The following is a 14,145-nucleotide window of genomic DNA, read 5'->3' as shown; positions in this document are numbered from 1 at the left end:
AAAGCGGGTGAATCAGTACGATTCACCCGCTTTTTTATTGAATATTGGATTGTCGGCTATAACAAGCCTAGTGGCTCTAGTACGTTTTCAACGAGGTCTTCCGGTTCTTTCCAGCCATGAAGAATAAAATGAAGCGATGCCAGCATGTGCGGTTCAAGTTCAATGAAATCTGAACCAATCTGCTCGCGTCCTTCTTCAGCATTCAGCCCAAGGTTATGGGCAAGGTGCAGTAGCTCTGTCATAAGATAGAATACCTTTCCATGCTCTCGAAGGGCATTACGAATATCATCATGACGCATTGCAGACTGAGGGATAACAATGATGCTGCCGGTCTTCTTACAAAGTTCTTTTAGTTCATCCAGAGACGAAATAGCTTCGGGTGCCTGTACGGACATCTCTAACTTGGAAGCAAGAATATCCGCCAGTTCATGTCTTTTGCTACCGGTGAATCCGATTAGAAAGAGAATGCTTTCTTTTGTTGAAAATGTTTCGAGCTCAGTTTTTTTGCCAAAAGTAATGGTTGCGTCAGCATCCTTTACTTCAGCTTTATCCTGAATAAAGTGATCAGTGCCTGTAATAACTGCCATGTTCTTTTCTCCGGTTCTGGGTGCACATATGTGCATTCTACGACCTAAACAGGCACAAAATGACAGTAGTCCGGCTACAACCAGTTTACGGAAAGTGATTTGCGCATCGGAATCCGTGGATAGGTGAATTTAGGGTAGCCGAGCATGTGTCCGCCACAGCATATGTGGTTTTCTTGTAGCCCTAACCGTTCTCTTAGCGGCATATAATCATTGGCACAATAAGTAAAAAATCCGGCAAAGCAGGCACCTACACCGCGGGAATGCGCTGCGAGCTCAAGATAGGACAAGGCGATAGCACTATCAGTGTCGTGCCATGTCTTTTCTTTATCCATGTATGAAATGGCGAGATGCGGAGCACCGCGAAGAATTAAATCTTGTCCCTTTCTCCATCCGGCAATTAATCCCGCTACGCTGTATTTTTTAGCCAACTCACGGTCATTCTTTCGAAGGCCCATCATCCATTCAATAGTCATCTCTGCAAATTCGCGTACAACCTCAGGCGATTCCACCATGATCCATTGCACAGGTTGTTTGTGGCTTGCAGATGGCGCGTAGTTTGTAAGGGATACAATGTCCTGCAATGTGTTGTGCGCAACAGCTTTGGACTTGAATGAACGGATAGAGCGGCGGGAACGAAGGAACTGGTCTGCCTGTTCTGTAGAAACTGCGAGGGATGAGTCAACGGAGATGAAATTTTCGTTCGGCATTTGATCTAACGTTACACAGTCTGCCGGACAGGCTGCGACGCAATGGCCGCAATGAATACATGCAGTTTCTGCACCTATGCGCATTTTAGGAATGCCGGTTTCTTTATCCTTAATAAGGAGTTTGTTCGGGCAAACCTCAACACAGATGAGACATTTTTTACATTTAGCTTGATCTACAGAATAAAAAGACACAGATTTTCCTCGATTACTTTAAATATATAACTTCGCGTTTATCCGGCACACAGAAAAAAATGTATCCCAATGCATAGGTATACAAGGAATATGGAGAGCCAGTGAGCTGGTAATGCCGTTGCGTAAAAAGAGTGCTGCGGTGAGCGCAGTGAATGGCGGAAGAATGAGCAGTGTTCGCGAAGCAGATTGGTTGATTGAACACTTTCATTGTTCTGTAAAGTAAAAAATGAAAACAGAACTCTTGAATCTTGGCATTATTGCTTTATTCTTTGTTGCGATTAATTGTAATTTCAAGATGATGAACCTCTTTTTTTAGGCGCATGTGTGAATGAAGTTCTAAAGCACTTGCGTGTTCGAGCTTTTCCAAGCAATGTATGCGACTGCTGATATTGTGGGTCACTTTTTGGAGAACCCGCAGTAGATAATGCTAAGTTTTGCATATTGGTTAGTGTGTGAATATTGTATTATTACATGATGTTATGTATAAAATATTTTCGCCGTAGCCATTGTCAAAAATTGGGTAAATTGAATAAGAAAAATATTCCATGAGTTTAAAGCATGTGGTCGTACTTACGACCTCTTGCGGAGAGTTTTGTGAAAATAAGAAAATATATTGTATTGCTACTTGTTCTTGTAAGCGCTTTGTCTGGTTGCAGCGCCCCTAATGTAGTTCGTTCAAAAGGTTCCTCGGGTTTTTCCATGGAATCAGAAATAATGGGCAGGGCAAATCCTGGCTATGTCCAGTGGCTTGAAAAACAGGCGATGCTGACGACTGCAGAGAAATTTTCGACGGTTGTTTCCGGTACAAATTTATTTTGGTTAGGGCCGTATGAAAAACCGCGCGTTGAGATGATGCTTAACATCGCTCCTGTGTGGCTGACATTTGATGCAGCCAGAACTATTCCTGCAAGTACCAGCTCTGTTGCCTCCGTTCTGCAAAGCGATAGATACCTGCGTACAATACGAGAGATAGGTATACGGGGTATTCATATCGAATCCATGCGTGAGAGCGGAGTCATTTGGGGTAGTCCGACTGTACAGCGCCAGCTTGGTGACGACACGGTCAGCTATTTATTTTCCAAAGGCTTCGGCGATGAAAAGAGCTTTGATAACTTTTTACGCAAGGCGAATAAACGAGGCATGATAGTAGGCGATGCCGTTGTTCCATTTGCAACAGGCCGTGGCGCAGACTACTTTTTGAGTGCCCGTGGTTTGGAATCTTACAAGGGTTTATATTGCATGATAGAGGTGCCGCGTGAACTATGGAAGAATCTTCCGGAAATAACCACCCGCACCCGCGCTGTACTTGTCGACGATGTGTCGTTACGAGCACTGCGCCAAGAACGCATTCTACCTCCGCCTCTCGTTCGTGAGTCAATGGAAATTCCGCTGACCCCGCTTAACTGGTATGCAACGGATGTTGTTCAAGGTTTGGACGGAAACGGACGCCGCTTTGTGTATCTGGGGCATGGCTCTGAAGCACGTCCAGTCTTAAACTGGAACGATCCTTCCAAAAATGCGCGTCGTCTTGTGTCCGGCTCGTTGATTCAGCAGATTGGAATGCTCCATGCAGCCATGACAAGCGTCAGCGTTTCCCCTTTATATGGATTGGAACCGGCGTACCCGAATGCAGATCTTTCTGGAGTCGGCGTAGGTGATACCGCGGTGCAGGCTGCCAGAGATATTGCGCAGGAAGTTCGCCGTTACGGTGGCTGGACATTCTTGCAGGACAACCTCCCGCTTCCTAATATTAAAGCTGCCACAGAAAGTGGTGTTGATTTTGCGGTAAACCATTCGTTTTCAACGGCAGCAGAATATGCTTACGCCACCGGTGATGCGTCTATGCTCACGCAGAGTCTGTTTACCGTTCTTCAAATGGGTATCGATCAGAAGCGGTTTATCAACCGCATTCAGCCTGAACCGTATATAGATTTTTCATTCCCGTTTATGTTCAATCCTGCGCAGAAACGTAATTCAAAAATTAGCAAAAGATACTTAGAAGTCGTGCAGCAAAAAATTTCTGTAACTGGCGGAGATGTCTTTTTTCATGGCAGCAAACTGTATCTGACTCCGGCAGCCTTTGTGGCAAACATACAAGGTGTTCGTGATTACCGGAAGATGACAAAAGAGCAGCGACAGTCCGTTAGTGACGGATTGACGTTGCTTGGACATACACAGGCAATGCAGCCGGGTATTTTTATGCTTTCTGCTGATGAATTACTTGGAGTCTTACCGCTTCCGGCAGGGGTGCTCGAATATTCCACTGAAGAAGATGCACTGCGTCAAAATGTAGCCGGAGCGTACGACCTGACATCTCGTGGCGGCAATAATATTCTATCAGAGATTGGGCTCCCAAAGGCTCCGACTGTATTTGATGATCTCGAAACAGAAGTGCGCATGGTAGAAACATTTGCCGGAAATATGCGCCGAATCATTAAGTTACGGGAAGCGCTGTGCATGCAGACTTCGACAGTTGTTCAGATTCCGAAGGCAAAGAATAGAGGCGTTTTGATTCAAGTATTCCAGCTGTCGCCGAAGAATAGCTTGAAGGCAACTGCCGCTGTGAATGTGATTAACTTTGGAGAGTTGGCTGCAGCGGAAGAGTTTTCGTTGCTGAAAACATTAGTAAACGGAAATGTAGAGCTTGAAGATTTGCAAACTGGTGAAAAAGTAAGCCAGGTGCAAGGAGAGTTTTCGGTTTCTGTGCCACCTCGTACTGCACGAACGTATGTAGTACGCAGTGTTGAGCAAGTCCCGAACGATCTTAATTAGACGCAAAAAAAGCGTGACCCTGAAAAGGGTCACGCTTTTTTTATTTACTATAAGCAGCAGTCATCGAGCGTTTCTTTTTGCTCTTCGAACCATGCGGTAAAGGCTTCGCGTGCACGCTGTGCGTAGAGTGCTTTGCGTTCCTTTTTGCGTGCTTTACGATTCAGTGCCGGAGTAAGACCGAACTGAATGTTTGCAGGCTGGAAGTTTTTCTGCTCGGTACGCAGATGGGCAAGCAAGCCTCCGAGGCAGGTTTCTGCCGGTGGCTCTGCAAGCGGAAGATCTTTTGCTTTTGCGGCGAGCATGGTGCCAAGCCACAGACCGGAAGCTGCGGATTCAACATATCCTTCTACACCAGTGATCTGACCGGCGAGGAAGATTGTTGGATGATTTTTAAGTGCAAGCTCGTTGGTCAGAGTTTTTGGCGCATTCACGTAAGTGTTACGGTGAACGCTGCCATAGCGGATGAATTCTGCATTTTCCAGACCCGGAATCATGCGGAAGATTCGATCCTGCTCTTTGTACTTGAGTTTTGTCTGGCAACCTACAAGGTTGAACATGGACTTGTTCAAGTTTTCTGTACGGAGCTGAACCAACGCGAAAGGACGTTCGCCAGTGCGTGGATCTGTGAAGCCTACAGGCTTGAAAGAACCAAAAGCGAGGGTCATTTCACCGCGTTCTGCAAGTGCTTCAATCGGCATACAACCTTCAAAATGGATTTCTTTTTCGAAATCTTTTGTAGGTGCTTTGTCACCGGCAATCAGCGCTTCGCGAAGAGCATGATACTCTTCTTCGTTCATCGCGCAGTTGAGGTAGTCGTTATCTTCCGGATTGTAACGGGAACCCCAGAATGCAATATCCATATTAACGGAATCGGCTGCGATGATCGGAGCGATAGCGTCATAGAAATAGAGATGTGTTGCATCAATGGATTCAGCAAGAGACTCGCTGAGACTAGCACTTGCCAGTGGACCGGCTGCAAGTACTATTGCATCAAACCCTGCAAGCTCTTCAGCTTTCAGAGAAGTAATTTCTTTGTGTACGAGGGTGATGTTTTCATCCTCGTTGATAGCTTTTGTGATGTAGTCACTAAACAGTTCGCGGTTTACAGCCAGTGCTTTACCGGCTGGAACACTCGTGGCTTCTGCTGCTTCGAGCACAAGACTGTCGAGATCACGCATTTCCTGTTTAAGAATGCCTACAGCAGCATCCGGCTGATCGGAACGAAAGGAGTTGGAACAAACAAGTTCGGCAAGACCTTCGTAGCTATGTGCCGGAGAATATTGCTCCGGTTTCATTTCAAATATAGTAACAGCGACTCCGGCTCGGGAAAGTTTGCGGGCACATTCACAGCCTGCAAGTCCGCCGCCGATAATAGCGATATTGGATAGTTCTGACACAGAAGCCTCCTATGGGAATTTGCGTCAAATAGACCATTGGCTTCACTTTAGCAACTGTTTTAGAAAGGGCGAAGGTGCTGTGTTTGCACCTTCGCCCTTATATATAATGTTGTGATCACGCCTGCTGATTGTCTTTCGTCATTGCAAAATCAGGATGTTTCCTGCGGCACTGCCCAGCGGATAAGTCCAAGAGCGCGCGGGTCAATAAGGAGTGGATTCGTTGGAATGATGCGGATTGTGTAACCGAACCTACCCGGTTTTGTAGGGGTAACTTTTCCTTCGAAATGTTGCCAGCCGTCAGCGTCTGTATCGCCTTTTGGAGTCAGTTTTTTAATATTTCGAGAAACAAAATCTCCGTCCTGCTGCACTTGTCCGAAGTAAGCTTCAGCAGAGATGTTGTCACAGTGAATGCCGTTAAGTTTTACATCAACACTTATGCGAATGGATTGTCCCACAAAGGTTTCTTCCAAAATTTCTATGTGAGCATTGCGCAGATCAATACCACCCCATTTGGTCATTATATCATTACGCCAGTCTGCAAGCTCTCGTGCCGGCTGGAAGTCGTAACGGGATAAGTTGTTGTAGTTGTCGTATGCCGGTTTATAGGCTTTGCGAACGTAATCCATGACCATACGGTGCGAGTTAAACTCCGGCCCGAGCGTGGTAATAGCTTTTTTCATACGGCGAATCCATTGTCGAGGAAGTCCGCCACGCCCACGATCATAAAATTCCGGTATAATCTCAAATTCAAGTACATTGAAAAGCGTGCGCAGCTCAACATAATCCTGATAGTCCGGATCAGAATACTCTTCACCTTTACCGATCGCCCAGCCGATGCTGTTGTCCGGTAAATATGCTTCATCCCACCAGCCATCAAGCGTGCTGAATGTGAGTACACCGTTAAAGATAGCCTTCATACCACTGGTGCCGCATGCTTCAAAAGGTCTGCGCGGGGTGTTGAGCCATACATCGCAACCTGCAAGCATGTGCTTAGCGATCTCAATGTCATAATCTTCCAGAAAAACCATGTGGAACCGGTAGTCGAGACTACGGCAAGTAGATACAACCTCTTTGATGTACTTTTTCCCGTCGCTGTCTGCCGGATGCGCTTTTCCCGCAAAAACAAACTGAATTGGGCGATCAACATCTTTGAAGAGCCGTAGAAGTTTGTCTTTTTCACGCATAATAAGGTTGGCGCGTTTGTATGTGGCAAAGCGTCTGGCAAACCCGATAGTTAATGCTTGCGGGTTGAGAATTTCATCTGCGTTTTGAATCTCCTGTTTGCGTGCACCGTGTGCTTGCAGCTGGGCACGAAGACGACGGCGTGCAAAGTCTACAAGACGTGCACGAAGACGTTCATGTGTGCGCCATAACTCTGCATCGGAAATATTCGCGGCACGGCTCCAGAGTGTTTTGCTGTCTGGATCTTCCCGCCAGTTGGTGCCTAAATATCTGTCATACACTTCGCGCATGTCATCTGCTGTCCATGTTGGAGCATGGATACCATTTGTGAGCGCCGAAATTGGTATGTCATCAAGTGGGTAGAGCGGCCAGAGGGCTTTCCACATTTTGCGCGAAACATGCTTATGCAACTTGGAGACCCCGTTGTTGAAACGGGAAAGCTTGAGTGCAAGCACGGTCATGCAGAATTCTTCCTGATCATCAAACGGGTTTTCACGTCCGAATGATAGAAATACTTTGAATGCTAATCCTAAATCTCGTGCGTAATCAGAAAAATATTTTTCCATAAGTTCCGGACTGAATCTGTCGTTACCAGCGGGAACAGGAGTATGTGTGGTGAACACAGAACTTGAAGCGACAATCTCGGATGCAGATTCAAACGAAAGCCCCTTCTGCATAAACGATCGAATTCGTTCAACTCCTGCAAACGCAGAATGCCCTTCATTCATATGGATAACTTGAGGATGATATCCTGCGACCTCGAGAACTTTCATGCCGCCAATACCAAGCAGAATTTCCTGCCAGAGGCGCATTTCTTTATCTCCGCCATAAAGACTGGCAGTGATGATGCGAAGCTCAGGTGGGTTCTCAGGAATTTCTGTATCCATAAGTAATAAGGTAATGCGGCCAACCTGTGCTTTCCAGATCTGCGCTTGCAGCTTTTGCTTTCCAAGCGGGATAGAAATGTGCACGTGTTTACCATTCTCATCTTCCAATGGAAGAATAGGAATTTGGTCAAAATCGAGATCAGGATAGGATTCCTGTTGCCAGCCATCCGGTGTGAGATACTGACGGTAGTACCCGTGTTTGTAGAGCAGGCCGACGCCCACAAGCGGAATGTTTAAATCTGACGCAGATTTTAGATGGTCACCAGCGAGGATTCCTAATCCGCCAGAATAGATTGGCATGCAACTAGCTACACCGAATTCAAAACTGAAGTACGCAACAGCTGGATTTTCTGGTGATGCATCTTCAATTATTGGTGATGGACGCTCTTCAAAATATTCGTTGAGAGTATCAATAGTAAGTTTAAGCTGTGACTGGAAAAAAGGATCTTTCGCAACAGTATTCAAGCGAATCGGATCAACAAGGTGCAGGAATAGCAATGGGTTATGGCTTGTCGTTGACCATAGCTGTTGGTCTATTTGTTTGAAGACGTTATCGGTGTATCCACACCACGTGAAACGAAAGTTATAGGCAAGCTTCCATAAGTCTTCCAGACCTTCTGGTAGTTTTGGAATTACATTGAATATCTTTAACGGCTGCATGCTGTTTCTCCTGCGTACGATTAGGGCATTCAAGCCCTGTTATGCCACAGAGTCATTTTTTTGCGCAGTGTTTTTGATGATTAATCAAGGCACTTTTGTTGTTCTGATGCATCTAACTTGCCGAATTTTTTTTACTAAATAGCAATATGCGCTGTACTTATAATGCGAACAATGGAAACGTATTTTCGTTTCTTTACTCTCTGGCTCGTCTGGAATATTGATTGTGTTTGTTTGACCAAATATCCGAAAAATTTTCTGGAGTTATCCGTGAGCGATCAAGAATCGTTACAAAATACAATGACATTACAGTTGAATGTACGTTTTTTACGTGACTCAGCTGCTGAATTATATGGTGCCAACGTTACTGCGAATGCAGAAAATGATGGTGTGTGCGGTCTTGCTTATGCAACCCCTTGTTCTGCTGGGTTGGATTTGCGAGCCTGTTTTGAAGAAGAGGCAATTATGATTCCAGCCGGTGGTCGTTTTCCGATTCCTGCCGGTATTGCCATAGATCCGCAGTGTAATACTGTGGCAGGATTTATTTATTCCCGCAGCGGTCTTGGTACAAAAAAGGGATTAACAGTCAGTCAGGGCGTCGGGGTTGTTGATCCTGATTACCGTGGCGAAATTTTTATCTCGTTATTAAATACTTCCGGCGAAGACCGAGTGATTACACGTGGCGAACGTGTGGCACAGCTGGTTTTTCAGCCGTTTTTCCGTGCTCAGATTTCTGTAGTGAATTCACTGGAAGAAACTGAGCGTGGCGAAGGTGGTTTCGGGCATACCGGAACAATGTAAAGCAACCCTATAACCCGCAGTGAGCGGTAAAAAAGCGGATAATAGAATGAGTACTAGTTTTGATGCATTGAAACATCGTGAAGAAAAGCTTTTATGCCGCACCTATGGGCGCTACCCAATCGCTATTCAGCGAGGCGAAGGCGCTCGTTTGTATGACTTTGAAGGCAAAGAGTATATTGACCTGTTAGCCGGAATAGCCGTGACCAACGTTGGTCATTGCCGACCGGAACTTGCAGATGTGATGGCTGAACAGGCGCGAAAACTCGTGCATGTTAGTAACCTGTTTTATCAGGAAGAGCAGCTTGAGCTTGCAGAAAAGATTCTTGCGACTTGTCATTTTGACAAAGCATTTTTCTGTAACTCCGGTGCTGAAGCAAACGAAGCAGCAATCAAAATTTGCCGACGATATGCACAGCGGGTTAAAGGGCGTGAAGCTGGTGAAATTATTACTTTTACCGGTGCATTCCATGGTAGAACACTGGCAACAGTGGCAGCGACAGGACAAGCAAAATTTGCTGATGGCTTTGCCCCGATCCCGCAAGGCTTTACGCAGGTTGCGTGGGGTGATTTAGCAGCTCTCGAAGAAGCAATCACCGATTCCACAGCAGGTGTGCTTGTGGAAGTTATTCAAGGTGAGGGCGGCATTCGTCCAATGACTGCCGAGTTCGCTAAGGGCGTTGAACGTCTTTGCCGCGAAAAGGGCATTCTGTTCATGGTAGATGAAATTCAAACAGGTCTGTGTCGTACCGGTAAATTCTGGGCGCACCAGCTGTTTGATTTGAAACCGGACGTGATGACTTGTGCAAAGGCTCTCGCAAACGGTCTCCCAATGGGTGCCATGCTGTGTACTGATGAAGTCGCACAGGGGTTTGAACCGGGAAGTCATGCTACAACATTTGGTGCAGGCGCAGTTCTTTCTGCTGTTGCCTCCAAAGTTATTGATATCATGGTGGATGACAAGCTTGCCGAACACGCGCATGAGCTTGGTGAATATGCCATGAATACATTCCGAGAAATTGGTGCCCGTCATCCTGGAACCATTGATGAAGTCCGTGGTTATGGCCTTATGATCGGTATCGTGCTTGCGGAAGATGGGAAAGATGTTTGGGATGCCCTTATTGAGCGTGGATTCATTTTGAACCTGACTCAAGGACGCGTTTTACGTCTTGTTCCACCACTGGTAATTTCAAAAGAAGACATTGATGTCTTTGCAGGAGCACTGGAAGAGTTACTCTCTCGAAAATAGCAGTGTTACTGATTTTTCCATTACTGCAAATCCCTGTCTTGTAAGAGACAGGGATTTTTTTTTATTTTTTTACAAATTTTTTTTAGAAAATTTTTGTAACGGCATAATTTGTATGAATTGTCGCCTTGTCGTCGGGATTGTCAACAATGTTGTCGCTGATAAACCGTTAAGATAGCATGTCTGTTTTGACTTTCAAATCAAATATTACAAAATTGCAAAACTCGTGAACAGCGTAGTTTTAGCGCATTTTTCCGCTCATTCGAGGTCATAAAAAAAGATAATAATCTGGATTAAAGCGCGTAATAGACTTTAGGCGAATTTTCTGTATAACGTATTATAATACAAAAGAAAGATCTGAAGTGGTTGTGTAGGCAATTAAATCAAATTTTAGGTTTTTTTACGATAAGTGCAGTTGAGTTGACAAAAAATAAAATACTCATGTAATAAGATTGGGAGGTTAGCGGAGTTGCGTTCGAGGGGGTGTATGGGGTTTTACTTTTTGAAATTTTTTCCAAAAAGTCCCAAATTACGTTCGCATGATTAAAAATTCTTCTCTTTTGAACGTTATCTTCTTCTTTTTCTAAATAACAAAAATGGAAACGAGGCGCCGTTGCGGTGTCCGATATAGGATGTATTCCTCATGGCGATGATTGAAATCAAAGATATCAACAAATGGTATGGCGACTTTCACGTGCTCAAAAACGTGAGCGAAAAAGTTGAACAAGGCGAAGTTCTTGTTATTTGTGGCCCTTCAGGCTCTGGTAAATCAACTTTTATTCGTTGTATCAACCGCCTTGAAGAAATCCAGAAAGGCGAAATTCTGCTTGAAGGACATTCCATTCATTCAGATGACGTTAATGTAAACGACTTACGTACAGAAGTGGGCATGGTTTTCCAGCAGTTCAACCTGTACCCGCACCTGAGTGTTCTTGAAAACGTAACACTTGCACCAATTAAAGTGCGCAACATGCCTAAAGGGCAGGCTGAAGAGCTTGCAATGAAATTACTTGAGCGTGTTGGTATTCATGATCAGGCTAGCAAATATCCTATCGAATTATCAGGTGGACAGCAGCAGCGCGTGGCTATTGCCCGTGCACTTGCTATGAAACCTAAGGTAATGCTGTTTGACGAACCTACATCTGCACTTGACCCTGAGATGATTAACGAAGTTCTCAACGCTATGAAAGATCTTGCGCGTGAAGGCATGACTATGCTTTGCGTAACTCACGAAATGGGCTTTGCCCGTGAAGTTGCTGATCGCGTAATCTTTATGGATGGCGGTGAGATTGTAGAAGAGGGTACGCCGGAGCATTTCTTCAGCAACCCGCAGCAAGAGCGAACAAAGGCTTTCTTGAAGGAAATCCTCTAGAATAATACGAGTTTGTTATCTGTTACAAACTCTGGACCAGCTAAATAGGAGTAAGTATATGAAACGTTTTGTGCTGATGGCATTGACTTTATGTCTCGTACTGGCCTGCACTACTGCTTTTGCGGGTAAAATTGACGACATTAAAGCACGCGGTGCCTTAGTTTGTGGCGTTAAAGATTCAGTAGTTCCTTTCGGTTACGTTGATCAGGCATCAAGCCAACTTGTTGGTTTTGATGTAGATATTTGTCGCGCAATCGCAAAAGATCTTGGCGTAGAACTGCAGCTTAAGACTGTTACTTCCTCCACACGTATTCCGATGGTAGTTAACGGTCAGATTGATGTTGCCGCTGCTACCATGACACATAAGCATGCTCGTGATGAAGTTATTGACTTCTCCATCACATATTTCATGGATGGTCAGAAACTGCTTGTTGCTAAAGATTCCGGCATCAAGTCTGCCGCTGATCTCGCAGGTAAAAAAGTTGCAACTGTAAAAGGTTCTACTTCTGAGAAGAACATTAAAACTGCTCAGCCTAAAGCGCGCGTAATTTCTTTTGATGAATACCCGCAGGCATTCCTTGCTCTCAAACAGGGTAAAGCAGTTGCAGTAACAACTGACTCAACTATTCTTCTCGGCCTTAAAAACTCTGCTCCAGACCCAACTAAATGGGCAATCGTTGGCGATTACATTGCTGCAGAACCTTACGGTCTCGGCATTGCAGAAAACGATTCCGATTTCCGTGATCTTATCAACAAAACTTTGAACGACCTGTGGCGTTCTGGTGAATACCAGAAGATCTACAACAAATGGTTCGGCAAAGACTCCAACTACTATCTGCCTCTTACTTGGCAGATGGAATTGTGGCCGTAAGCTCTAACTAACCGATAAAGAGCGCAATGGCTTCATTGCGCTCTTTATTTTACTGTTTCGAGGCTGTTTTGAATTATACGTTCGATTGGAATAAAGTCCTTACCGGAGAATATCTGGATTGGATTATTAGTGGGGTTGGCGTTACTCTGCAGATTTCTGTGGTGTCGCTTATTATTGCCCTGCTGCTTGGTACTGCCATTGCTGTAATGCGTATGACAAAGGTTAAACCGCTTATTTGGTTTAGCGCTGCGTTTACTGAATTTTTCCGTAATACTCCTCTTCTTGTACAAATATTTTTTTGGTACTTCGGCGCAGATAGTTTTCTTCCGCGTTTTGTTCTGGATTGGCTCTATCAGCAGGACTTTGAGTTCTGTGCTGGTGTTATTGCATTATCTGTTTATTCCGCGGCATTTATTGCTGAAGAAATTCGCGCCGGTGTAAACTCTATTCCTAAAAACCAGCTTGAAGCATCCCGCGCATGTGGTCTCACATTTGTGCAGGCTATGCGGTATGTTATCCTGCCTCAAGCATTCAGAATTATTGTGCCGCCTATGATTTCGCAGGCACTTAACTTAGTAAAAAACTCTTCCCTTTGTATGACTATCGGTGTTGCAGAGTTGACTTACATGGCTCGACAGATTGAATCGTATACCTTCCGTGGTTTCGAAGCATTTACTGTTAGTACGCTTATTTACTTATGCATTTCGCTGATAGTTTCTTTCTCCATTAACTTTTACAACAAACGCTTCTTGCGTGCTGTTAGCTACTAGGAGAACGAATTATGCAATGGGATATTGTAATAGATAACTTTCCGTACCTTCTTTGGGGTGCGTATCCTAATGGTCCGCTTGGCGGTATGGCGCTGAGTATTCTGCTTTCTATCGGCGGCATCTTCGGTGCATTCTGGATCGGCCTTGCTGCTGGTCTGATGCGTCTCTCCAAGCGTTGGTATGTTAAGCTGCTTTCCGTCATTTATATTGAAGTGATTCGTGGCGTACCTCTGTTGATGCTTATTTTCTGGTTTTATTTTCTCGCACCAATTGTGCTTGGGAAAACACTTCCGGAAGCTGAATCTGCTCTAGTTGCATTTACTGTTTTTACAGGTGCATATATTGCTGAGATTGTACGTGCTGGTGTTATCGCGCTGCCAAAAGGGCAGATGGAAGCATCACGTGCGGGTGGTCTCACTCATTTGCAGGCTATGCGCTATGTTATTTTGCCACAGGCGCTTCGCAATATGATTCCGTCTTTTGTTAACCAGTTTGTATCGTTGACAAAAGATACGTCGCTGGCATACGTTATCGGGGTTGTCGAACTCACACGTGCCGCAGTACAGATTAACAACCGTACTCTTTCTGCTCCTATGGAGATCTACCTCACCATCCTTGTCATGTACTTCGTGATTTGTTACGTCCTTACTGCCTTGAGTCGAAAACTCGAAAAGAAAATGGCTCGATATCAGGCAAGAGGATAATTA

Annotated in this window: 11 protein-coding genes; 7 read left to right on the top strand and 4 right to left on the bottom strand. The window is 45.0% G+C overall.

Translation table 11 applies throughout. The features are described 5' to 3' along the window. Nucleotides 1-56 precede the first annotated feature (56 nt). Nucleotides 57-587, bottom strand: a complete 531-nt coding sequence (locus ACZ5V1_RS09930) for a nucleoside/nucleotide kinase family protein (RefSeq protein ID WP_464388706.1) — start codon at nucleotides 585-587, stop codon at nucleotides 57-59. Nucleotides 588-661: 74 nt separating this feature from the next. Then, a complete protein-coding gene (locus ACZ5V1_RS09925; RefSeq protein WP_464388705.1) occupies nucleotides 662-1,486 on the bottom strand; it encodes a nitroreductase family protein in 825 nt (274 codons plus the stop codon). A gap of 699 nt (nucleotides 1,487-2,185) precedes the next feature. Here ACZ5V1_RS09925 and ACZ5V1_RS09920 point away from each other — a divergent pair. Further along, nucleotides 2,186-4,258, top strand: coding sequence for a hypothetical protein (locus ACZ5V1_RS09920; RefSeq protein ID WP_464388704.1), 2,073 nt, complete (start codon nucleotides 2,186-2,188; stop codon nucleotides 4,256-4,258). A gap of 47 nt (nucleotides 4,259-4,305) precedes the next feature. Here the strand turns inward: ACZ5V1_RS09920 and trmFO are convergent, their stop codons facing one another. Continuing rightward, nucleotides 4,306-5,655: a methylenetetrahydrofolate--tRNA-(uracil(54)-C(5))-methyltransferase (FADH(2)-oxidizing) TrmFO gene (gene trmFO / locus ACZ5V1_RS09915; RefSeq protein WP_464388703.1), complete on the bottom strand. Its 1,350-nt coding sequence runs from the start codon at nucleotides 5,653-5,655 to the stop codon at nucleotides 4,306-4,308. A gap of 149 nt (nucleotides 5,656-5,804) precedes the next feature. After that, the gene (gene glgP, locus ACZ5V1_RS09910; RefSeq protein ID WP_464388702.1) at nucleotides 5,805-8,384 is read right to left on the bottom strand and encodes an alpha-glucan family phosphorylase; all 2,580 of its coding nucleotides are present in this window, start codon (nucleotides 8,382-8,384) and stop codon (nucleotides 5,805-5,807) included. A 297-nt stretch (nucleotides 8,385-8,681) separates the two neighbouring features. On the opposite strand from glgP, the gene dut reads away from it, so the two are divergent. The 6 genes from dut (at nucleotide 8,682) to ACZ5V1_RS09880 (ending at nucleotide 14,142) form a co-directional block, all read left to right on the top strand. Further along, on the top strand, nucleotides 8,682-9,182 hold the full coding sequence (dut, locus tag ACZ5V1_RS09905; protein ID WP_464391617.1) for a dUTP diphosphatase: 501 nt from the start codon (nucleotides 8,682-8,684) through the stop codon (nucleotides 9,180-9,182). 46 nt (nucleotides 9,183-9,228) lie between these two features. Beyond that, nucleotides 9,229-10,428 carry an acetylornithine/succinylornithine family transaminase gene (locus tag ACZ5V1_RS09900; RefSeq protein ID WP_464388701.1) on the top strand — a complete coding sequence of 400 codons (1,200 nt, stop codon included), beginning with the start codon at nucleotides 9,229-9,231 and terminating at the stop codon, nucleotides 10,426-10,428. Nucleotides 10,429-11,068: 640 nt separating this feature from the next. Next, nucleotides 11,069-11,797 carry an amino acid ABC transporter ATP-binding protein gene (locus ACZ5V1_RS09895; protein ID WP_464386939.1) on the top strand — a complete coding sequence of 243 codons (729 nt, stop codon included), beginning with the start codon at nucleotides 11,069-11,071 and terminating at the stop codon, nucleotides 11,795-11,797. 58 nt (nucleotides 11,798-11,855) lie between these two features. Continuing rightward, on the top strand, nucleotides 11,856-12,668 hold the full coding sequence (locus ACZ5V1_RS09890; protein ID WP_464386938.1) for an ABC transporter substrate-binding protein: 813 nt from the start codon (nucleotides 11,856-11,858) through the stop codon (nucleotides 12,666-12,668). Between the two features lie 68 nt (nucleotides 12,669-12,736). Then, nucleotides 12,737-13,438 (top strand): amino acid ABC transporter permease, encoded by a 702-nt coding sequence (locus ACZ5V1_RS09885; RefSeq protein WP_160715069.1) that lies wholly within the window; start codon nucleotides 12,737-12,739, stop codon nucleotides 13,436-13,438. Between the two features lie 11 nt (nucleotides 13,439-13,449). Continuing rightward, complete coding sequence (locus ACZ5V1_RS09880; protein ID WP_160715071.1) at nucleotides 13,450-14,142, top strand: amino acid ABC transporter permease; 693 nt, start codon at nucleotides 13,450-13,452, stop codon at nucleotides 14,140-14,142. Nucleotides 14,143-14,145: the final 3 nt, after the last annotated feature.

It is taken from the genome of Halodesulfovibrio oceani subsp. galateae, from assembly GCF_055397225.1.
Note: the sequence above shows the minus strand (reverse complement) of the source record. Positions and strands in the feature narration are given on the sequence as shown.